The sequence below is a fragment of the Streptomyces sp. NPDC107500 genome, assembly GCF_055582785.1.
In genome coordinates this window covers 472847-491452 of sequence record NZ_JBVJPF010000006.1, presented here as the reverse complement: position 1 = coordinate 491452, position 18606 = coordinate 472847, and the positions used below count along the sequence as shown (strand labels likewise).

Genomic DNA, 18606 nt, shown 5'->3' with positions numbered 1-18606 from the left:
CTGCACTGTGTACGAGAGAGGAACGAGGGATGGCTGAGCCGAAGCGGATCGTTCTCGCGAACAAGAAGGTTCGATACCGGCTGATGGTGGACGCCGGCCGCGACGAGAACGGCAAGCGCATCCAGCTCACGATCACGAAGGACACGGCCCGGGAGTGCCGCGAGGAGCGCGACCGCATCCTGCACCAGCGCGCGGCCGGCACGCTCATCGCCCCCAACAAGATCACGCTCGCGGAGTGGCTCGACCAGTGGCTCGACTTCAAGCGGCGTGACGTCGAGGAGACGACGATCCGCACGTACCGGCTGGCCCTGGTCCACGTCTACGACCAGCTCGGGCACATCCGCCTCCAGGAGCTGAGCGAGGACCAGGTGCGCGACTTCGTCGACGGGCTGGTGTCCGGCGGCCGGCGCATGGGAGGCAAGCCCGGCACGCGGCTGGCCATCTCGACCGTGGACGGGATTCTGATCCGTCTCCGCAGCGCCCTCGGTCGGGCTGTCGTGCGGAAGCTGGTCGCCGTCAACGTCGCTGCCGAGGTGCGGCCGTCCCTGGCGGACAAGAAGACCGACAAGCGGGAGCGGGAGCGCGTGAAGCCGTGGACCGTCGCCGAGGTGCAGACGTTCATCGCGGGCATCGAGCGGGACCGCCTGTACGCCCCGCTGCTGCTCTCCCTGATGGGCCTCCGGCCGGCGGAAGTCGTCGGTCTCCGCTGGTCCGACATCGATCTCAAGCTGGCGACGCTGGAGATGGCCAACACTCGCACGATGATCGGCAACGTGACCGTGCTGGAGAAGGATGCGAAGACCGCGGCCGGCGAACGCGTCCTCCCGTTGCCGGGCAAGGTGCTGGACGCCCTCAAGAAGTTCCGTGCCATGCAGGCCCGGGAGAAGCTGTACGCGGGGGAGGGCTACACCGACTCGCCGTATGTCGTCGTCGACCAGCTGGGCATCGCCCGGAACACCCGGCATCTTCGCGAGCACGCCTATCGGCTGATGCGAGAGCTGGAGATGCGACGCGTCCGACTGTACGACGCTCGGCACAGCTGCCTTAGCTACTTCGCGGTCAACGGTGTCCCGGACGTCGTCCTCGCGGCGTGGGCCGGCCACGCGAACGCCAGCTTCACGAAGCGTAAGTACGTCCACGTCGACCCGGAGGACATGAGGGCCGCGGCGTCCGCCTGGGACGCGTTCCACGGAGGCGACCCGAAAGCGCCTGTGTGAGAGATTGTGAGAAACGATCTCCGCCCAGGTCTGGAATATCGCTCTGACCTGCATGTATTCCGAGTGACGTAGAACAGTGTACGGATTCTAATGGCGATTCGTGCAGGCCGGCGCCGCGGGGTTGTTCGTCGGAAGCTACGAAGCCACGGGGCCGGGCGCCCCCCCCCGGGAATCAGGGCGCGATGTCCTCGTACGGCAGCAGGTCGGGGCGCTTGGGCGGCAGGCCGTCGCCGGACGAGCGGCCGGTCAGCCTGCGGCCTATCCAGGGCAGCAGGTACTGCCGGGCGAACCGGACGTCGGTGGTCCGGCGGGTGATCCACCCCGGTGGCGGTGTGGCCGGGATGGGCGCGTGCCAGTCGGGGTCCTCGGCCTCGTGGCCCAGCGCCTGCCACACGGCCTCCGCGACCCGGCGGTGCCCGTCCGCCGTCAGGTGCAGCCGGTCCACGTCCCACAGCCGCGGGTCGGCCAGGGAGCGCGCCCCGTACAGGTCGACCACCACGGCGCCGTGGAGCGAGGCCAGGTCGTCGATGATCGCGAAGAGGGCCTCCATACGGGGCCGGAACCGGTCCAGCACCGGACCCTGACGGCCGGGGCTGCGCATCAGCACCAGCTGCTTGCAACTGGGCGCGAGCCGCTCCACCGCCTGGGTCAGCAGATCCCGCACCAGCGCCATGTCGCACTTGGGCCGCAGCGTGTCGTTGAGCCCGCCCACCAGCGTGATCACGTCGGCACCCATGGCCGCGGCCGGCCCGACCTGCTCGTCGACGATCTGCCCGATCAGCTTTCCGCGCACCGCGAGGTTGGCGTACCGGAAGCCGGGCGAGCGGGCGGCCATCCGCGCGGCGAGAAGGTCGGCCCAGCCCCGGTAGGAGCCGTCGGGCATCAGGTCCGACATGCCCTCGGTGAAGGAGTCGCCCACGGCGACGAGGCTGCTGTGAGTGGGGTTCGTCTGCATGGCGTCAGAAATGGTAGCGCGTGCACATACCCGACGGTCGGTCGGCCCACGGCCTCCCCGTGCCCGGCTTCGGTCAGGCCGGCCTCGCGCAGGCGCCGGTCCCGGTGGGTGCGGCGCGAGCCCATCGCGCCGACGAACGCGACCGGCATCCGCAGTGCCTCGGTCAGCAGGCCCGTGGCGTCCCGCTCGGTCCCCGCCGCCCGTCGTCCCCCTCGGCCCGCCGCGCCCGGTCCACCTTCCCGCCCTCCGGGCTCAGGTCCGCTGACCGAACAGCTCACGCAGCACGTCCTCCATGGTCACCAGGCCCGCGAGCCGGCCGTCGGACCCTAGGACGGCGGCCAGATGCGTGCGGCTGCGGCGCAGTGCGGTGAGCACGTCGTCCAGCGGGGTGCTCTCCCGCACCCGCGCGATGGGCCGCATGTCCCGCAGCCGGAACGGCAGGTCCCGCGGGGAGGCGTCCAGGGCGTCCTTCACGTGCAGGTAGCCCACGATCCGCCGCCCGTCGTCCACCACCGGGAACCGGGAGAACCCCGACTGCGCCGACAGCCGTTCCAACTGCTCGGGGGTGATGCCCACGCGCGCGTGGACGACGCGCTCCAGTGGCAGCACCACGTCCCGCACCGGCCGCCGGCCCAGTTCCAGGGCGTCGTGCAGCCGCTCCTGGGCCCGGTCGTCGATCAGCCCGGCGTCGCCGGCGTCCTTCACGATCTCGGCCAGCTCCGCGTCGGTGAAGGTCGCCGCCACCTCGTCCTTCGTCTCGACCCTGAGCAGCTTGAGCAGCGTGTTCGCGAAGGCGTTGATGGTGAAGATCACCGGCCGCAGCGCCCGGGACAGCGCGACCAGCGGCGGCCCCAGCAGCAGCGCGCTGCGCACCGGCTCCGCCAGCGCGATGTTCTTCGGCACCATCTCGCCGAGCAGCATGTGCAGATACGTCGCCACCGTCAGGGCGATCGCGAAGGAGACCGCGTGCCCCACCCCGGACGGCAAGCCCACCGCGTGGAACACCGGCTCCAGCAGGTGCGCGATCGCCGGCTCCGCGACCACGCCCAGGACCAGCGTGCACAGCGTGATGCCCAGCTGCGCCGCCGCCATCAGCGCCGACACGTGCTCCAGACCCCACAGCACGCTCCTGGCCCGCCGGTCGCCCTCCGCCCCCGCCTCCACGTGCTGCTCCACCTGGCTGCGGCGCACGGAGATCAGCGCGAACTCGGCGCCCACGAAGAACGCGTTGACGACGAGCGTCGCCAGACCGATCAGCAGCTGTACGGCGATCACCGGCCGCCCTCCCCGTCCTCGTGCGTACCGCGCGCGCCGTGCGGTCCCCCGGCCGCGCCCGCGTCGTCCAGCGGCGCGTGCAGCAGCACCCGCGCCGCCCGGCGCCCCGTGGCGTCCACGACGTCCAGCCGCCAGCCGGCGACCTCGAACGTGTCGCCGACGGCCGGGATGCGTCCCAGCCCGGCCGCGACCAGTCCGGCGACGGTCTCGTACGGCCCCTCGGGCACCCGCAGGCCCAGCCGCGCCAGCCGGTCCACGCGGGCCGAGCCGTCGGCCCAGTACAGCGCGTGTCCCCGCGCGTCGGTGCCGGCCGGGTCCAGCTCGGGCGTCTCGTGCGGGTCGTGCTCGTCACGCACCTCGCCGACGACCTCCTCGACGATGTCCTCCAGCGTGGCCACGCCCGCCGTCCCGCCGTACTCGTCGATGACCACGGCCATCGTGCGCCGCCCGGAGAGCCGGTCGAGCAGCCGGTCGACGGTCAGCGTCTCCGGGACCAGCAGCGGCTCGCGCATCAGCTCGGACACCGGCATCAGGGGCCGCCGCTCGGCGGGCACCGCCAGCACGTCCTTGACGTGGGCGGTGCCGACCACGGCGTCCAGGGTCTCCTGGAAGACCGGGAACCGGGACAGCCCGGTCGCCCGCGTCGCGTTGGCCACGTCCTCGCACGTCGCGCGGGAGTCGAGGGCGATGACCTGGACGCGCGGGGTCATCACGTGCTGGGCCGTCAGATCGGCCAGGTTCAGGGTCCGGACGAACAACTCGGCGGTGTCGGCCTCCAGCGCGCCCTCCTTGGCCGAGTGCCGGGCCAGCGCCGCCAGCTCCTGCGGCCCGCGCGCGGACGCCAGCTCCTCGGCGGGCTCCACGCCGAAGAGGCGCACGATCCGGTTGGCCGTGTTGTTCAGATGGGTGATGAAGGGCCGGAACGCCGCGCTGAACCAGCGCTGCGGGCCGCCCACCCGTTTGGCCACCGCCAGCGGCGAGGAGATCGCCCAGTTCTTCGGCACCAGCTCGCCGACGATCATCAGGAAGACCGTCGACAGGGCCGTGCCCAGCACCAGCGCCAGCGAGGAGGCCGCCGAGCGCGACACCCCCATGGCCTCCAGCGGGCCCGCGATCAGCGCCGCGACCGAGGGCTCGGCGAGCATGCCGACCACCAGGTTGGTGACCGTGATGCCGAGCTGGGCCCCGGAGAGCTGGAACGTCAGGCTCCGTACGCCCTTCAGCGCGCTGGCCGCGCCCCGTTCGCCCCGCTCCGCCGCCCGCTCCAGTTCGCCGCGTTCCACGGTGGTCAGCGAGAACTCGGCCGCGACGAACGCGCCGCACATGAGCGAGAGCAGGACCGCCACCAGCAGCAGGAGCACTTCCGTCATCGGGTCACCTCGGATCCATGATCGGCCAGGAACCGGTGGCTCGCGCGATGGCGTGCGCCGGGGGAGGCGCCGGGAGCCTTGGCGTGGAGGGACTCGCTCATGCGCCGGTGCTCAACCTTTCAGTCCGTGCACTGTTCACTCCGTGAGCGGCTTCACCCAGCGTCGCCACTGCTCCTCGGGCGCGTACCCGGCCGCCCGCCAGGCATGCTGCGCCCGCTCGTTGCGCCGCAGCACCATCGCGTCCCCGCGCCGCCCGCCGAGCCGTACGAACCGTTCCTCGGCCGCCGCGAGCAGGGCGGTGCCGACGCCCCGGCGCCGCTGCTCCGGGTGCACCGCCAGCCGGTACAGATGGCAGCGCCAGCCGTCGAACCCCGCGATGACCGTGCCCACCAGCTCCCCGTCGCGCTCGGCGAGGACCAGCGCCTCCGGGTCGCGGACGACCAGCCGCTCCACGCCCTCCCGGTCGTCGCTGATGCTCGTGCCCTCGGCGGCCACTTTCCAGAAGGCCAGCACGGTGTCCAGGTCCTCGGGCCCGGCGGCCCGTATGCGCAGATCGGTCATGCCCCGATCCCAGCACGCCGGACTCGCCCCGGTACGGGAATTCCGGCATGCGGACGCCCGCCCTGCTCAGTCCTCCCGCACGGCGCGCATCACCGGCGCGAACGCCTCCATGTACGGCTCCAGCGCCGTGAGGCACGTGAACCCGTACCGCTCGCGCCGCGCACGCAGCTGCTCCTGACCGGGGGTGAGGTGGGGCACGCGCCCCAGGAAGGGCCGGGAGGCGGCCTCCCTGCCCTCGGTGAGGTCGACCATCCGGATGAGGAGGTTCAACTCGGCCGGCTCCGCGCGGTCCGCCGCCGGCTCCCGGCACCGTGCGCCCCGCTCGTCCAGCTCTTCGGCGGTGATCGGCGTGAGCCGTCCCGTCCGCTGTGGCGTGCGCCCGCTGGTGAACGCGGCGACTTCGGCGTTCAGACCAGGATCACGGCGTACGCCCAGCTCCTCGGCCCGCCGGCACTTCGCACTCCACTCGTCGGCCGGGGCCGAGACCACCAGGCTGACGCCGAACCGGAACGGACGCGACATGAACTCTCCCCGCTCACCGGGGCGTTCGGTGACACGGGAGTCGATCACCCGCGCGTGACGGCCCTCAGCATCCGACCGCCCCTAGGGCCTAGTCCGCCCCGGCCGCCGTCTCCGGTGGCCGCCAGGCCGTGCCGAGGACGCAGTACGAACTGGGCAGTGCCGGACCGTGTTCCGGGATCATCATCCGCCGGTAGGGGCCGAGCGCGAACCCCGCGTCCCGCAGGGCGGCGACGGGATCGCGGGACAGGTGGCAGCCGCCGGACAGCGGCGGCCACAGCGTCCGGTCCAGGGCCCGCTGGGTGAAGGTCATCATCCGCCCGCCGCCCCGGCCGTGCTCGAAGAACCGCAGCTGGCCGCCGGGCCGAAGCACCCGCCGCGCCTCCCCGAGCGCCCGCGGTACGTCGCGGACGCTGCACAGCACGAGCGAGACCACGACCGCGTCGAAGGCCTCGCTCTTGACCGGCAGCGCCTCGGCCGCGCCCGGCGCCACGTCCACCGGCACCCGCGCGCGCAGCGCCGCCTCCACCGCCAACCGCCGCAGCAGCCGCTCCGGTTCGATGGCGACGACCTCCGAGACGGCGCCCGGATAGTGGGAGAAGTTCAGCCCATTGCCCGCCCCGACCTCGATCACCCGCCCGGACAGCCCGGCCAGCAGCCGCTCGCGGACGCGCCCCACGCCCATCCGGGTCTCGGCGCCCACGCTGGCCCGGGCGTAGTAGCGGGCGAAGAGCGGATGGTGCACGGCGTCCCGCGGCACCCCGCGGGCGGATCGCAGCGGCATGGGCCCTCCCTCACGAGGTGGTGCCTTACCGCGATTGTGTCCCCCGTACGACCGCTCCGCACCCACCGCACCGGCGGCCGCGTGCGCCCTGCCGCTCAGGGCGCCTCCCGCGCCCCGAAGGCGGCCGCGTCCCACGTGCCGTCCAGCCGGGGCGCCAGCCATCCCGGCGCAGCCGACCGGAAGGCGGCCGGCGGCAGGGCACCCGCCCCGGCGGGGACGGCGCCGAGCAGCGGAGCGCCGGACACCTCCGGCAGGTCCGCCAGATTGCAGCGCGCGGCGAGGTCCGGGGCCCCGGGCCAGCTGCCGATCACCACACCGGGCAGGTCGAGGCCGCGGGAGCGCAGTTCACGCGCCGTCAGCTCCGTGGTGTTGAGCGTGCCGAGGCCCGCCGCCGTCACCAGCAGCACCGGGGCGCCCAGCAGCGCGGCGACGTCCGCCAGCGTCCCGCCGTCCGCGTCGAAGCGGACCAGCAGCCCGCCCGCCCCCTCGACCAGCACCAGATCGTGCTCGGTGGCCAGCTTGTCCGCGGCCTCGGCCACCTCCGCCGGGCGCACCGGCGCCCGACCGGCCCGGCGCGCGGCCGTGCCGGGTGCCAACGGCTCCGGATAGCGGGCCACTTCGGTCGCCGTCACGGCCCCGGCGAGGCGCGCCACCTCCCGCGCGTCCCCCGGCTCGTCCGGGCCCACGCCCGTCTGCGCGGCCTTCAGCACCGCCACCGACCGGCCGCCGGCCAGCGCCGTCGCGGCCACGGCGGCCGTCACGACCGTCTTGCCGATCTCCGTGCCCGTGCCCGTGATCACCAGTACCGGCATGTCATCCCTCCTCTGCCGCCGCGCATACCGCGCGGGCGACGCGTGCCACGTCCGCGTCGCCCGTGACGTACGGCGGCATGGTGTAGATCAGGTCGCGGAACGGCCGCAGCCACACGCCCTCGCGGACGGCCGCCGCGGTCGCCGCCCGCATGTCGACGGCATGGTCGAGCTGCACCACGCCGATCGCGCCCAGCACCCGTACATCCGTCACGCCCGGCAGCCCGGCCGCGGGGGCCAGACCGTCGCGCAGGCCGGACTCGATCCGCTTGACCTCCGCGAGCCAGTCCTGGCCGAGCAGCAGCCCGATCGACGCGCACGCCACGGCCGCGGCCAGCGGATTGCCCATGAACGTCGGCCCGTGGGCCAGGACCGGCACCTCGCCGCGCGAGATGCCGTCGGCCACCTCCGACGTGCACAGGGTGGCCGCCATCGTCAGATAGCCGCCGGTCAGCGCCTTGCCGACGCACATCACGTCCGGCGTCACCGCCGCGTGCTCCGCCGCGAACAGCGCGCCGGTCCGTCCGAAGCCGGTCGCGATCTCGTCGAACACCAGCAGCACACCGTGCGCGTCGCACGCCTCCCGCAGCACCCGCAGGTACGCGGGGGAGTGGAACCGCATGCCGCCGGCGCCCTGCACCACCGGCTCGACGATCACCGCGGCCAGTTCGCCGGCGTGCCGCTCGATCGTCGACCGCAGGTGGTCGGCGTACGTCTCGTCGTACTCGGCGGGCGGCGCGTCGGCGAAGACCTGGCGCGGCAGAGCGCCCGACCACAGCTCGTGCATCCCGCCCTCGGGGTCGCACACCGACATGGGCTGCCAGGTGTCGCCGTGGTAGCCGCCGCGCCAGGTCAGCAGGCGGCGTTTGGCGGGGCGGCCCAGCGAACGCCAGTACTGGAGGCACATCTTGACCGCGACCTCGACGGAGACCGAACCGGAGTCTGCGAGGAAGACGTGCTCGAGTCCGTCCGGTGACATGTCGACAAGGAGCTTCGCCAGCCGGACGGCGGGCTCGTGGGTGAGCCCGCCGAACATCACGTGGCTCATCCGCTCCAACTGCTCGCGGGCGGCCTCGTTCAGCACCGGGTGGTTGTAGCCGTGGATCGCCGACCACCAGGACGACATCCCGTCCACCAGCTCCGCCGAGCCGTCCGCGGGACGCAGCCGCACCCCGCTCGCCGAGTCCACGACGAGCGGGTCCTGCCGCCCCGGCATGGGGCCGTACGGGTGCCAGACGTGCCGCCGGTCGAGCGCCAGCAGCTCGTCCACCGTCAGCGCGGGCTCAGGCATTGGGCGCGAGATCCGTGCCGGCACCGCGGCGGCGCACGGCCACCAGATCCGTCCGCGGCTCCTCGGTCCGGGCGGCCGGCGCCGGAGCGCAGACCCCGCCGTCGGCGTGCGACCCGCAGCCCCCGCCCTCCTCGCCGTCCCCGTGCCATCCGCAGCCGCCGCCCGCGTGCGATCCGCAGCCGCCACCGGCGGCCGCCACCCGGTGCTCCGGCAGGGTCACCCGGTCGGCGCCCTCCACCTCGAAGCCGGCGTCCGCGATCATCTCCAGGTCGGCGTGGCCGGCCTGGCCCTCGCTGGTGAGGTAATCGCCCAGGAAGATGGAGTTGGCCAGGTTCAGGGCCAGCGGCTGCATGGTGCGCAGGTGGACCTCGCGCCCGCCGGCGATGCGCACCTCGACGTCCGGGCAGACGAACCGGGTCATCGCCAGGATGCGCAGGCAGCGCTGCGGGGTGAGGTGCCACTCCTTGGCCAGCGGCGTGCCCTCCATCGGGATCAGGAAGTTGACCGGCACCGAGTCCGGGTCCAGTTCGCGCAGCGAGAAGACCACGTCGACCAGGTCCTCGTCGGTCTCGCCCATGCCCGCGATGAGACCCGAACAGGCGGAGAGCCCGGCCGCGTGCGCCTTGCGCACCGTGTCCACCCGGTCGGCGTACGTGTGCGTGGTCGTGATGTCCCCGTACGTCGCCTCGGACGTGTTGAGGTTGTGGTTGTAGGCGTCGGCGCCCGCCTCGCGCAGCCGCTCCGCCTGACCGTCGGAGAGCAGCCCCAGGCAGGCGCACACCTCGACGGACCCGTCCTGCTCCTTGATGGCCCGGATGGTGTCCGAGACCCGGTCCACGTCCCGGTCGGTCGGGCCGCGTCCGCTGGCCACCAGGCACACCCGTTTGGCGCCCCCCGACACCCCGGCGGCGGCGGCCGCGGTGGCCTGGTCGGGCTTGAGCCAGGTGTACTTGAGGATCTCCGCCTTGGAGCCCAGCCGCTGCGAGCAGTAGGAGCAGTCCTCGGGACACAGGCCCGACTTGAGGTTGACGAGGTAGTTGAGTTTCACCCGCCGGCCGAACCAGTGCCGGCGCACCTTGCCGGCCGCGGCCACCACATCGAGCAGGTCGTCGTCGGAAGTGGCGAGGACGGCCAGCGCCTCCTCGCGGGTCGGCGACTCGCGCCGAAGCCCCTTGTCCACCAGCGTGTTCAGCAGGTCCATGAGAGCCGATCCTGTCCTAAGGGGCCGCCCGCGGCCAAGGAGAGTTTGCACAACACTGACAGATCGACGTGTGGGTATTGCCACACCTCGCGGGGGTGGCGATGCCGCTAGTGTCTGTCCATTGCCTACAAATTCCCGGAGGGACGGCCCATGGCGTTCGGCTGGATCGACGAGCAGGCCCGGGCGCGCCACGAGGCGGGACTCGTACGGGTTCTGCGCCCCCGCCCGGCCGACTCGGCGCTGCTGGACCTGGCGAGCAACGACTACCTCGGACTGGCCCGGCACCCGGAGATCACCGAGGGCGCGGCCCGGGCGGCGCGCACCTGGGGCGGCGGCGCGACCGGTTCCCGGCTCGTGACCGGCACGACCGAACTGCACGCCGCACTCGAACGCGAACTGGCCGCGTTCTGCGGATTCGAGGCCGCGCTCGTGTTCTCCTCCGGCTACGCGGCCAACCTCGCCGCGGTCACCGCCCTGGCGCCGCACGGCAGCCTGGTCGTCTCCGACGCGGGCAACCACGCCTCGTTGATCGACGGCTGCCGGCTGGCCCGGGGCACGACCCAGGTGGTGGCGCACGCCGAGCCGGACGCCGTGCGCAAGGCGCTGGCGACGCACGACGGGCCCGCGGTCGCCGTCTCCGACACGGTCTTCTCGGTCGACGGCGACGCCGCGCCGCTGGCCGCCCTCGCCGAGGTGTGCCGGGAGCACGGCGCCGGTCTGGTCGTGGACGACGCGCACGGACTGGGGGTGCTCGGCGACGGCGGCCGGGGCGCCCCGTACGCGGCGGGTCTGGCGGGCCGGGAGGACGTCGTCGCCACGGTCACGCTGTCCAAGTCGCTGGGCAGCCAGGGAGGTGCGGTGCTGGGTCCGGCCCGGGTGATCGGCCACCTGGTCAACGCCGCCCGGACGTTCATCTTCGACACCGGGCTCGCCCCCGCCGCGACGGGCGCGGCGCTGGCCGCGCTGACTCTGCTGCGCCGCGAGCCGGAACGCGCGGCACGGGCCCGTGCCGTCGCCGCCGAACTGCACGCGCGCCTGACCGCCTCGGGCCTGGCGGCGGTACGTCCGGACGCCGCGGTGGTCTCGGTGCGCGCGCCCTCCCCGGAGGGGGCGGTGCGGTGGGCGGCCGACTGCCGTGCGGCCGGCCTGTCCGTGGGCTGTTTCCGTCCTCCTTCCGTGCCGGACGGTGTGTCACGGCTCAGGCTGACCGCTCGGGCGGACCTCTCCGGGGAACAGATCGAACGCGCGGTGCGGGTGATCGGCGAGACGCGACCATGAGTCGGCGTGGCATGGCCGTGCGTCGTCCGACGTCTCGTGGGGTGGTCAGTCCTGGTGGATCCCGGCGGTGAAGGACGTCCAGCTCTCGGGGGAGAAGAGCAGGGCGGCCCCGGCGGGGTTCTTGGAGTCGCGCACCGCGAGCAGTCCCGCCCAGCGGCCGGCCGACGGCCGGGCCGTCTCCACGCAGTTGTTCGCGCCCGTGCTGTAGCTGCTGCGCAGCCACCGGACGCCGGTCAGATCGGTGCCGGCAGGGATGTTCCGGGGAAGTTCGGACATGGAGCCTGACATGGTGCCTCCTTACGCGCCTGCCGCGGTCGCGGCGATGAAGTCCAACGAGTCCTCGGGCGAAAGGGCATGGATCAGAAGGGCGTTGAAGGCCTCGGTATAGGCCTCTAGGTCTTCTTTCCGTTCGAGGTGCAGGCTACTCGTCAAGTGGTCGAGAACAACCACGTCCAGATCAGAAGTGCTCGAAAAGGAGAAGATTACGAAAGGGCCGGTGACACCGATGTGCGCCCCGGCGGCAAAGGGCAATACCTGGAGCCGGACATGCGGCAGACGCGCCGCCTCCACCAGCCGCTCCAGCTGACGGGCCATCACCCCGGGGCCGCCCACCTGCCGGCGCAGCACCGCCTCGTCCAGCACCGCGCTCAGCTCCAGCGGGGGTTCGCCGCGCAGCACGTCCTGCCGGGCCAGCCTGACCTCCACCAGCGCGTCCAGTCGTTCCTCCGGCATGCCGTCCACGGCGGCCCGCGTCACCTCGCGGGCGTACTCCGGTGTCTGGAGGAGCCCGGGGACCACCGTGGTCTCCAGCGTGCGCATGGCTCCGGCCTGGGACTCCAGGCTGATGAAGTCGCGGTAGGTGGGCGGCAGCACCCCCCGGTAGGCGTGCCACCAGTGGTGCCGGCCGCCCGCGTCGTCGGAGCGCGCCAGCATGACCAGCAGCCCGCGCAGCTGGTCGTCGTCCACGCCGTAGGCGTCGAGCAGTAACCGCACGTCGGCCGGTTTCGCCCCGCTCGTCCCGGTCTCGATGCGGCTGACCTTCGACTGGTGCCAGCCCACCAGCCGGGCCGCCTCCCCGCTGGTGATGCCCGCCGTCGTGCGCAGGGCGCGCAGTTCCGCGCCCAGCTTCCTGCGGCGCACCACCGGACCGTGCTGCATGGGCCACTCCCTTACTCCTTATGGGCCGCCCAAATACGCTCTGCCGTCGCAGAGTTCACCGCTTCGAGCGACAGATATATGCATATCTTGGTGGATCGCCGTCCTTCACGGGCCGGGTGATGGCAGTCTGGCGGCGAAGCACCAGTCCGGGACCGTACTCGAACCATTCGCTTCGTGTCGGACCACGGTCCCGTGAGAAAGGGACGACGTCGCCATGGCCGATCACCTGGAAGCATCCGTCACTCTGCCGAGCGATCCCGCTTCGGTGGCAGCCGCGCGCACCTATGTGGTCGACACGCTGGTGGAGTGGGGCCTGCCGGCGGACGCCGACATGGCCGACACGGTCCGGCTCATCGTCTCCGAGCTGGCGACCAACGCGGTCCAGCACACGCTCGGGCAGTCGCCCACCTTCACGGTGGACCTCGTCCTCGACCGTGACGAGCGGCTGCGCATCGGCGTCACCGACAGCCATCCGCGATTCCCCAAGCGCCTGCCCGCCGCCGTGCAGCAGGACAACGGCCGCGGGATGGTGATCATCCGCTGGCTGACGGCCGAATGCGGCGGCAAGCTGCGGGTCCGCCCGACGCGGGAGGGCGGCAAGACCGTCTCCATCGAACTGCCCTGGAGCGCCCCCGGCCCGCCGGCCGCCGCCGAGGGGGTGACGGCGGGGCAGAACGCCGTCATCCCCCTCGGGAGAGCTACTCGACCCCGGGCTGTTTGACCCCGTGTCACTCGATCACGGGGCCACTCGCCCCCCAGGGGCTACTTGACCCGGCCGTAGGAGACGCTCCCGGTCCAGATCTTCTGGAGGCGCACCACGTCCCCGGTCTTCGGGGCGTGCCAGAGCTTGCCCTTACCGGCGTAGATGCCGACGTGGTAGACGCTGCGGCCGGAGTGGAAGAAGACCAGGTCTCCGGCCTTGCGCTTCTTGGCCGAGACGTGGCGGGTCTTGTTGTACTGCTGGGCCGCCGTGCGCGGCAGCTTCTTGCCGGCCTTCTTGAACGAGTACAGCGTCAGGCCGGAGCAGTCGAACCTGCGGGGCCCGACGGCGCCCCACCTGTAGGGGGAGCCCTTCTTGGAGGCCGCGATCTTGAGGGCTTTCGTCGCATGGCTCGCCGCGGCCGCCTCCGAGGAGAAACCGGGGACCACGACGGAGCCGCCTACCGCGGCGAGAGTGAGGGCCGAGGCCGTACCGGCACGCGCCATCAGGGACGGGACACGATTGAGCGCGAACATGCGCAACCCTTCGTCAGCCGCCTGTGAAGGATGACCTGTCGGATTCGGGCTGGCGAAGTTGCCCGGCCGCACGCGTGCGGCTTCACCCCAAGGGCTGCTCGGTCCGGCGCCTCTCCCACGGAGGCGACCGCTCCTGCGACCCGTCGTGCTCGGGTCCTCCACTCCTGCCGATCCACTCCTGTCGACCGGTCGTCCGGGCGGCGGCAGGATTCGGCGTCCGCCCGGACCGCCCCGCCGCTGTGGCGGGGGCTTGTCGTCAGTCACGGATCTTGTCCCGACGGAGGGGGAAATCCCAACGGAACGTGGCTTTTGTGTTGTTACTCACCACCCACCCGTTCGGGTGGACACCCCTGTGTTCGAGCCGGAGCCGTAGGCGGTGACGACCCCGGGACCAGCGGCGCAGCGGTGGGCGCGGACGTCGGGAGAGGGCGGCCGCGCAACTCGGACCGGTCGTCAACCGGGTGTGTTCCTACGCCGAAAGGCGGTACGCCTTTTGGTCCGTTTGGAACCCGGCCCACTCAACTCTCGGAACGCGGCGGAAGGCTGAGGCGTCCCGTCCGCCGCTCGCCGTCCAGTACGCGCAGGGCCCGGGCGAGGGTGGGCGCGTGCAGTTCGGTCTCACCCCGCGCGTGCATCAGCTCCAGCGCGTCGCGCAGGGCCGCGGCCTTCCCGACCAGCGCCTGGGCGGCCCGCAGCCCCCGGTAGGTGTCGCCGTCCCGCGCGGGGTTGATGCGTCCGAGCAGGTCGACGACGTCCAGGTAGCGGTCGATCAGCTCCGCCTCGGCGCGGGTCAGGGCGGGCAGGGGCGGCAGTTCCGGTGGCGGCATCGGCTCGTTCACCGGGTGCCGGGTGTGCCGGGCGCGGCCGAGCGGTCGGACACGATCCGGTCCACCAGCCCGTACTCCAGAGCCTGTTGGGCGTCCAGGACGGTGTCCCGCTCGATGTCCTCGGTCACCTGCGCCGGAGAGCGGCCCGTGTGCCGTACAAGGATCTCCTCCAGGCGGGCGCGGATCCGGGTCAACTCCGCGGCCCGGACGGCCAGGTCGCTCGCCTGCCCCTCCATCGGCCCGGTGAGCAACGGCTGACGGAGTACCACCCGCGCCCCGGGCAGCATCGCGCGCTTGCCCGGCGTGCCCGCCGCCAGCAGCAGCGCGGCGGACGCGCCGGCCTGTCCCAGGCAGGTCGTCTCCACGTCGCAGGCGACGTGGCGCATCGTGTCGTAGATCGCCGCCATGGCCGTGAACGAGCCGCCGGGGGAGTTGATGTAGAGGGCGATGTCCCGGTCCGGGGCCTGGTGCTCCAGGTACATGAACTGCGCCATCACGTCGTTCGCGGAGGTCTCGTCGACCGGCGTCCCGAGGAAGACGATCCGCTCCTCCAGCAGCTTCGAGTACGGGTCCGACGTCCGGGCTCCGGCGCTCGTGCGCTCGGTGAATTCGGGCAGGACGTGGCGGGCGGACGGTCGGGTCATGGCTGTCCCCTCCTCGTGGCGGAACCCTCTGCGGCTGCACTGGCTCCGTATAAAATGTACAGGACGTACATTGTGAGGGGATGGGAATCGCGTAACCCGGTGATCATTTCCCGTGCGGCGGCTCGTGCAGGCCGAAGGAGGAGCCCTGGTCGTCCCGGCAGAGCTTGAACCGGCCGAACCGGGCCACCGACTCCGCGTCCTCCCCGTTCTCCCCGTCCTCCTCGCCCGGCTCCTCGACGGAGCCGCCCAGCTCGCGCACCCGGGCCACGGCGGCGTCCAGGTCGTCGACCCGGAAGAACAGGTACGGGGAGGCGCCCTGGTCGCCGCCGTGCATGCCGCCCGGTAGCCCGGCGGTGCCGATGGAGAACCCGCCTCCGGCGGGGCCCGCATCGAGGGACCAGCCGAACAGGGTGCCGTAGAAGACCCGCCCGCGCTCGGGGTCCGCCACGCCGAGCTCGAAGAACGACGGTTCGCCGGTCATGGGTACCTCCCGCGGGACGTGGCCAGGGGCCGAGGGGCGTCTCCGTCCCATCGTCCGCCGGGCCCGGCGGCTGCGCAGCCGCTCGGCGTGGGGGTGAACCGTAAGCTGGGAGGCATGGCCTACGAGATTCCGGTGACGCAAGCCAGGGCTGAGCTCGCCGACCTGATCAACCGGGTGGTGTACGGCGGCGAACGCGTCGTCGTGACGCGGCACGGCAAGCCTCTCGTCGCCCTCGTCTCCGCCGCCGACCTGGAGCGCCTGGAGCAGGAGGCCGGAGAGTCGTCGGAGGGGCAGGCGATCACCTCGGTCACCGGGGTCCGCGACACGGCCGAACAGGCACCCCGCGAACACCACCGCTTCGGCATCGCGGCGGAGCACAGGGGACCGAATCCGGCCTAGGCCCGCCGCCCGAGCCCCCGGCGGTGCGCGGGCAGGCGGCAGCCCGCCGACGGCCCCGGTAATCAATCGGTCAAAACCGGGTCACACGGCGGAAACACTCTAGCCGTACTGTGCACCCCTATCCACCTGCGGTTTTCGAGCAACTGACGGGTACGTTGCGGCCCGTTCGTGTGTGTTACATCTAGAGCCGTCGCGGTGGCCGCGGCAGCCCGGACCGTCCGGTCCCGGCGTCATGTCCTGTGAGGTGGTACATGCAACTGACCCCGCACGAGCAGGAGAGACTGCTCATCCATGTGGCCGCGGACGTGGCGGAGAAGCGCCGCGCGCGAGGGGTGAAGCTCAACCACCCCGAGACCGTCGCGCTGATCACCGCGCACATCCTCGAAGGCGCCCGGGACGGGCGCACCGTGGGTGAACTCATGTCCTCCGGACGCAAGGTGCTCCAGCGCGACGAGGTCATGGAGGGCGTCCCCGAGATGATCCACGACGTGCAGGTCGAGGCCACCTTCCCGGACGGCACCAAGCTGGTCACCGTCCACGAACCGATCGTCTGACGGGAACGGCGGCCATGATTCCCGGAGAGATCCTCTTCGCCGACGCGCCGGTCCCCTTCAACGAAGGGCTCCCGGTCACCCGTCTGACCGTCCTCAACACCGCCGACCGGCCCGTCCAGGTCGGCTCCCACTACCACTTCGCCGAGGCCAATCCCGGTCTCGACTTCGACCGCACCGCCGCGCACGGCGCCCGGCTGAACATCCCCGCCGGCACCGCCGTCCGGTTCGAGCCCGGCATCCCCGTCGACGTCGAACTGGTCCCCCTCGCGGGCGCCCGCGTCGTCATGGGCCTGCGCGGCGCCACCGGAGGTGCCCTCGATGCCTGAGCTGTCCCGCGGCGCCTACGCCGACCTGTTCGGCCCGACCACCGGCGACCGGGTCCGCCTCGCCGACACCGACCTCTTCGTCGAGATCGAGGAGGACCGCGCGGGCGGCCCGGGCCGCTCCGGGAACGAGGCCGTCTTCGGCGGCGGCAAGGTGCTGCGCGAATCCATGGGCCAGTCGCGCGCCACCCGCGCCGAAGGAGCCCCCGACACCGTTGTCACCGGCGCCGTGATCATCGACCACTGGGGCGTCGTCAAGGCCGACGTCGGCATCCGCGACGGACGGATCACCGGCATCGGCAAGTCCGGCAACCCGGACACGATGGACGGCGTCCACCCCGACCTCGTCATCGGGCCCGAGACGGAGGTCATCGCGGGCAACGGCAAGATCCTCACCGCGGGCGGCATCGACACCCACGTGCACTTCATCGCGCCGACCGCCGTCGACGAGGCCCTGGCGTCGGGCGTCACCACCCTCATCGGCGGCGGCACGGGCCCGGCCGAGGGCAGCAAGGCGACCACCGTCACCCCGGGTTCGTGGCACCTGGCGCGGATGTTCGCCGCCCTGGAGTCGAGCCCCGTCAACATCGGATTCCTGGGCAAGGGCAGCACCATGTCCAAGGAGTCGATGCGCGACCAGCTCCGCGCCGGAGTGCTCGGCTTCAAGATCCACGAGGACTGGGGCGCCACCCCCGCCGTCATCTCCGCCTGCCTGGACGTCTGCGAGGAGTCCGGCGTCCAGCTCGCCGTCCACACCGACACCCTGAACGAGGCGGGCTTCGTCGGCGACACCTTCGACGCGATCGCGGGCCGCACCCTGCACGCCTTCCACGTCGAGGGCGCGGGCGGCGGCCACGCGCCCGACATGATCACCGCGGTCTCACTGCCCAACATGCTGCCGGCCTCCACCAACCCCACCCGGCCGCACACCGTCAACACCGTCGAGGAACACCTCGACATGCTGATGGTCTGCCACCACCTGAACCCGGCCGTCCCCGAGGACCTGGCCTTCGCCGAGTCCCGGATCCGGCCCAGCACCATCGCCGCCGAGGACGTCCTGCACGACATGGGGGCGATCTCCATCATGGCGTCGGACGCCCAGGCCATGGGGCGCATCGGCGAGGTGATCATGCGGACCTGGCAGACCGCGCACGTGATGAAGCGGCGCCGCGGCTTCCTGCCCGGCGACACGCGGGCCGACAACCGGCGCGCCCGTCGATATGTCGCCAAGTACACGATCAATCCCGCCGTGGCACAGGGCATCGAGCACGAGGTCGGCTCCGTCGAGACCGGCAAGCTCGCCGACCTGGTGCTCTGGGAGCCGCGGTTCTTCGGGGTGAAGCCGCAGCTCGTCCTCAAGGGCGGGCAGATCGCCTACGCGCAGATGGGCGACGCGAACGCCTCCATCCCGACCCCGCAGCCGGTCCTGCCGCGCCCGATGTTCGGTGCCCACGGGACGGCGCCGGCCGCCAACTCGGTCGCCTTCGTGGCCGAGCGGGCCGTCGAGGACGGACTGGCGGAACGGCTGGGAATCGGGCGGGAGCTGGTGCCGATCCGGTCGACGCGCGGCCGTACCAAGGCCGACATGCGGGAGAACGACGCGCTGCCCCGCGTGGAGGTCGCCGCGGACTCCTTCGCGGTGACCATCGACGGCGAACTCGTCGAGCCCGCCCCCGTCGCCGAACTGCCGCTGGCCCAGCGGTACTTCCTCTTCTGAGCGCCGG

The 18606-nt window shown here is 72.4% G+C and carries 22 protein-coding genes; 7 read left to right on the top strand and 15 right to left on the bottom strand.

The window, feature by feature from the left end; genetic code table 11:
- Window positions 1–29: 29 nt before the first annotated feature.
- On the top strand, window positions 30–1217 hold the full coding sequence (locus ACZ67M_RS25825; protein ID WP_469852922.1) for a site-specific integrase: 1188 nt from the start codon (window positions 30–32) through the stop codon (window positions 1215–1217).
- Window positions 1218–1389: 172 nt separating this feature from the next.
- On the opposite strand, the gene ACZ67M_RS25820 is transcribed toward ACZ67M_RS25825, so the two are convergent.
- The 9 genes from ACZ67M_RS25820 to bioB form a co-directional block, all read right to left on the bottom strand.
- The gene (locus ACZ67M_RS25820) at window positions 1390–2172 is read right to left on the bottom strand and encodes an SGNH/GDSL hydrolase family protein (protein ID WP_385795324.1); all 783 of its coding nucleotides are present in this window, start codon (window positions 2170–2172) and stop codon (window positions 1390–1392) included.
- A 252-nt stretch (window positions 2173–2424) separates the two neighbouring features.
- Window positions 2425–3447 carry a hemolysin family protein gene (locus tag ACZ67M_RS25815; protein ID WP_361355732.1) on the bottom strand — a complete coding sequence of 341 codons (1023 nt, stop codon included), beginning with the start codon at window positions 3445–3447 and terminating at the stop codon, window positions 2425–2427.
- Complete coding sequence (locus tag ACZ67M_RS25810) at window positions 3444–4817, bottom strand: hemolysin family protein (protein ID WP_361355733.1); 1374 nt, start codon at window positions 4815–4817, stop codon at window positions 3444–3446. The genes ACZ67M_RS25815 and ACZ67M_RS25810 overlap by 4 nt, the downstream gene beginning before the upstream one ends.
- Window positions 4818–4952: 135 nt before the next feature.
- On the bottom strand, window positions 4953–5378 hold the full coding sequence (locus tag ACZ67M_RS25805) for a GNAT family N-acetyltransferase (RefSeq protein WP_469852920.1): 426 nt from the start codon (window positions 5376–5378) through the stop codon (window positions 4953–4955).
- Between the two features lie 66 nt (window positions 5379–5444).
- A complete protein-coding gene (locus ACZ67M_RS25800) occupies window positions 5445–5900 on the bottom strand; it encodes an LLM class oxidoreductase (RefSeq protein ID WP_469852918.1) in 456 nt (151 codons plus the stop codon).
- Window positions 5901–5988: 88 nt separating this feature from the next.
- The gene (locus ACZ67M_RS25795; RefSeq protein WP_469852917.1) at window positions 5989–6681 is read right to left on the bottom strand and encodes a class I SAM-dependent methyltransferase; all 693 of its coding nucleotides are present in this window, start codon (window positions 6679–6681) and stop codon (window positions 5989–5991) included.
- A 95-nt stretch (window positions 6682–6776) separates the two neighbouring features.
- Complete coding sequence (gene bioD, locus ACZ67M_RS25790; protein ID WP_361355739.1) at window positions 6777–7493, bottom strand: dethiobiotin synthase; 717 nt, start codon at window positions 7491–7493, stop codon at window positions 6777–6779.
- Between the two features lies 1 nt (window position 7494).
- Window positions 7495–8781, bottom strand: coding sequence for an adenosylmethionine--8-amino-7-oxononanoate transaminase (locus tag ACZ67M_RS25785; protein ID WP_469852916.1), 1287 nt, complete (start codon window positions 8779–8781; stop codon window positions 7495–7497).
- Complete coding sequence (gene bioB, locus ACZ67M_RS25780) at window positions 8774–9982, bottom strand: biotin synthase BioB (RefSeq protein WP_469852915.1); 1209 nt, start codon at window positions 9980–9982, stop codon at window positions 8774–8776. Before bioB ends, ACZ67M_RS25785 begins: the two co-directional genes overlap by 8 nt.
- Window positions 9983–10132: 150 nt before the next feature.
- Here bioB and ACZ67M_RS25775 point away from each other — a divergent pair, with 150 nt between their 5' ends.
- Window positions 10133–11260: an 8-amino-7-oxononanoate synthase gene (locus ACZ67M_RS25775; protein ID WP_469852913.1), complete on the top strand. Its 1128-nt coding sequence runs from the start codon at window positions 10133–10135 to the stop codon at window positions 11258–11260.
- 45 nt (window positions 11261–11305) lie between these two features.
- On the opposite strand, the gene ACZ67M_RS25770 is transcribed toward ACZ67M_RS25775, so the two are convergent.
- Both ACZ67M_RS25770 and ACZ67M_RS25765 read right to left on the bottom strand, forming a co-directional pair.
- A complete protein-coding gene (locus ACZ67M_RS25770) occupies window positions 11306–11536 on the bottom strand; it encodes a DUF397 domain-containing protein (RefSeq protein WP_122620918.1) in 231 nt (76 codons plus the stop codon).
- Between the two features lie 21 nt (window positions 11537–11557).
- Window positions 11558–12418, bottom strand: a complete 861-nt coding sequence (locus ACZ67M_RS25765; protein ID WP_125490862.1) for a helix-turn-helix domain-containing protein — start codon at window positions 12416–12418, stop codon at window positions 11558–11560.
- 214 nt (window positions 12419–12632) lie between these two features.
- On the opposite strand from ACZ67M_RS25765, the gene ACZ67M_RS25760 reads away from it, so the two are divergent.
- Window positions 12633–13139, top strand: coding sequence for an ATP-binding protein (locus ACZ67M_RS25760; RefSeq protein ID WP_361355746.1), 507 nt, complete (start codon window positions 12633–12635; stop codon window positions 13137–13139).
- Between the two features lie 41 nt (window positions 13140–13180).
- On the opposite strand, the gene ACZ67M_RS25755 is transcribed toward ACZ67M_RS25760, so the two are convergent.
- The 4 genes from ACZ67M_RS25755 to ACZ67M_RS25740 all read right to left on the bottom strand — a co-directional run bounded on the left by ACZ67M_RS25755 (window position 13181) and on the right by ACZ67M_RS25740 (window position 15606).
- Window positions 13181–13654: a C40 family peptidase gene (locus ACZ67M_RS25755; protein WP_122620915.1), complete on the bottom strand. Its 474-nt coding sequence runs from the start codon at window positions 13652–13654 to the stop codon at window positions 13181–13183.
- A 518-nt stretch (window positions 13655–14172) separates the two neighbouring features.
- Window positions 14173–14481, bottom strand: a complete 309-nt coding sequence (locus ACZ67M_RS25750) for a hypothetical protein (protein WP_361356405.1) — start codon at window positions 14479–14481, stop codon at window positions 14173–14175.
- Window positions 14482–14489: 8 nt separating this feature from the next.
- The gene (locus ACZ67M_RS25745; RefSeq protein ID WP_469852911.1) at window positions 14490–15125 is read right to left on the bottom strand and encodes an ATP-dependent Clp protease proteolytic subunit; all 636 of its coding nucleotides are present in this window, start codon (window positions 15123–15125) and stop codon (window positions 14490–14492) included.
- A gap of 103 nt (window positions 15126–15228) precedes the next feature.
- Entirely contained in the window at window positions 15229–15606 is a 378-nt protein-coding gene (locus ACZ67M_RS25740; RefSeq protein WP_469852909.1) for a VOC family protein, read from the bottom strand.
- 114 nt (window positions 15607–15720) lie between these two features.
- Here ACZ67M_RS25740 and ACZ67M_RS25735 point away from each other — a divergent pair, with 114 nt between their 5' ends.
- The 4 genes from ACZ67M_RS25735 (at window position 15721) to ACZ67M_RS25720 (ending at window position 18599) form a co-directional block, all read left to right on the top strand.
- The gene (locus ACZ67M_RS25735) at window positions 15721–16005 is read left to right on the top strand and encodes a type II toxin-antitoxin system Phd/YefM family antitoxin (protein WP_469852908.1); all 285 of its coding nucleotides are present in this window, start codon (window positions 15721–15723) and stop codon (window positions 16003–16005) included.
- A 251-nt stretch (window positions 16006–16256) separates the two neighbouring features.
- The gene (locus ACZ67M_RS25730) at window positions 16257–16559 is read left to right on the top strand and encodes an urease subunit gamma (RefSeq protein ID WP_361355754.1); all 303 of its coding nucleotides are present in this window, start codon (window positions 16257–16259) and stop codon (window positions 16557–16559) included.
- 14 nt (window positions 16560–16573) lie between these two features.
- Window positions 16574–16885, top strand: a complete 312-nt coding sequence (locus tag ACZ67M_RS25725) for an urease subunit beta (RefSeq protein WP_382812550.1) — start codon at window positions 16574–16576, stop codon at window positions 16883–16885.
- On the top strand, window positions 16878–18599 hold the full coding sequence (locus tag ACZ67M_RS25720; protein WP_385795287.1) for an urease subunit alpha: 1722 nt from the start codon (window positions 16878–16880) through the stop codon (window positions 18597–18599). The genes ACZ67M_RS25725 and ACZ67M_RS25720 overlap by 8 nt, the downstream gene beginning before the upstream one ends.
- Window positions 18600–18606 lie beyond the last annotated feature (7 nt).

Bases quoted from the DNA above. Each gene is read 5' to 3' on its own strand.
- ACZ67M_RS25825 (WP_469852922.1), top strand. From the start codon at position 30: ATGGCTGAGCCGAAGCGGATCGTTCTCGCGAACAAGAAGGTTCGATAC.
- ACZ67M_RS25820 (WP_385795324.1), bottom strand. From the start codon at position 2,172: ATGCAGACGAACCCCACTCACAGCAGCCTCGTCGCCGTGGGCGACTCC.
- ACZ67M_RS25810 (WP_361355733.1), bottom strand. From the start codon at position 4,817: ATGACGGAAGTGCTCCTGCTGCTGGTGGCGGTCCTGCTCTCGCTCATG.
- ACZ67M_RS25805 (WP_469852920.1), bottom strand. From the start codon at position 5,378: ATGACCGATCTGCGCATACGGGCCGCCGGGCCCGAGGACCTGGACACC.
- ACZ67M_RS25800 (WP_469852918.1), bottom strand. From the start codon at position 5,900: ATGTCGCGTCCGTTCCGGTTCGGCGTCAGCCTGGTGGTCTCGGCCCCG.
- ACZ67M_RS25795 (WP_469852917.1), bottom strand. From the start codon at position 6,681: ATGCCGCTGCGATCCGCCCGCGGGGTGCCGCGGGACGCCGTGCACCAT.
- bioD (WP_361355739.1), bottom strand. From the start codon at position 7,493: ATGCCGGTACTGGTGATCACGGGCACGGGCACGGAGATCGGCAAGACG.
- ACZ67M_RS25785 (WP_469852916.1), bottom strand. From the start codon at position 8,781: ATGCCTGAGCCCGCGCTGACGGTGGACGAGCTGCTGGCGCTCGACCGG.
- bioB (WP_469852915.1), bottom strand. From the start codon at position 9,982: ATGGACCTGCTGAACACGCTGGTGGACAAGGGGCTTCGGCGCGAGTCG.
- ACZ67M_RS25775 (WP_469852913.1), top strand. From the start codon at position 10,133: ATGGCGTTCGGCTGGATCGACGAGCAGGCCCGGGCGCGCCACGAGGCG.
- ACZ67M_RS25770 (WP_122620918.1), bottom strand. From the start codon at position 11,536: ATGTCCGAACTTCCCCGGAACATCCCTGCCGGCACCGATCTGACCGGC.
- ACZ67M_RS25765 (WP_125490862.1), bottom strand. From the start codon at position 12,418: ATGCAGCACGGTCCGGTGGTGCGCCGCAGGAAGCTGGGCGCGGAACTG.
- ACZ67M_RS25760 (WP_361355746.1), top strand. From the start codon at position 12,633: ATGGCCGATCACCTGGAAGCATCCGTCACTCTGCCGAGCGATCCCGCT.
- ACZ67M_RS25755 (WP_122620915.1), bottom strand. From the start codon at position 13,654: ATGTTCGCGCTCAATCGTGTCCCGTCCCTGATGGCGCGTGCCGGTACG.
- ACZ67M_RS25750 (WP_361356405.1), bottom strand. From the start codon at position 14,481: ATGCCGCCACCGGAACTGCCGCCCCTGCCCGCCCTGACCCGCGCCGAG.
- ACZ67M_RS25745 (WP_469852911.1), bottom strand. From the start codon at position 15,125: ATGACCCGACCGTCCGCCCGCCACGTCCTGCCCGAATTCACCGAGCGC.
- ACZ67M_RS25740 (WP_469852909.1), bottom strand. From the start codon at position 15,606: ATGACCGGCGAACCGTCGTTCTTCGAGCTCGGCGTGGCGGACCCCGAG.
- ACZ67M_RS25735 (WP_469852908.1), top strand. From the start codon at position 15,721: ATGGCCTACGAGATTCCGGTGACGCAAGCCAGGGCTGAGCTCGCCGAC.
- ACZ67M_RS25730 (WP_361355754.1), top strand. From the start codon at position 16,257: ATGCAACTGACCCCGCACGAGCAGGAGAGACTGCTCATCCATGTGGCC.
- ACZ67M_RS25725 (WP_382812550.1), top strand. From the start codon at position 16,574: ATGATTCCCGGAGAGATCCTCTTCGCCGACGCGCCGGTCCCCTTCAAC.
- ACZ67M_RS25720 (WP_385795287.1), top strand. From the start codon at position 16,878: ATGCCTGAGCTGTCCCGCGGCGCCTACGCCGACCTGTTCGGCCCGACC.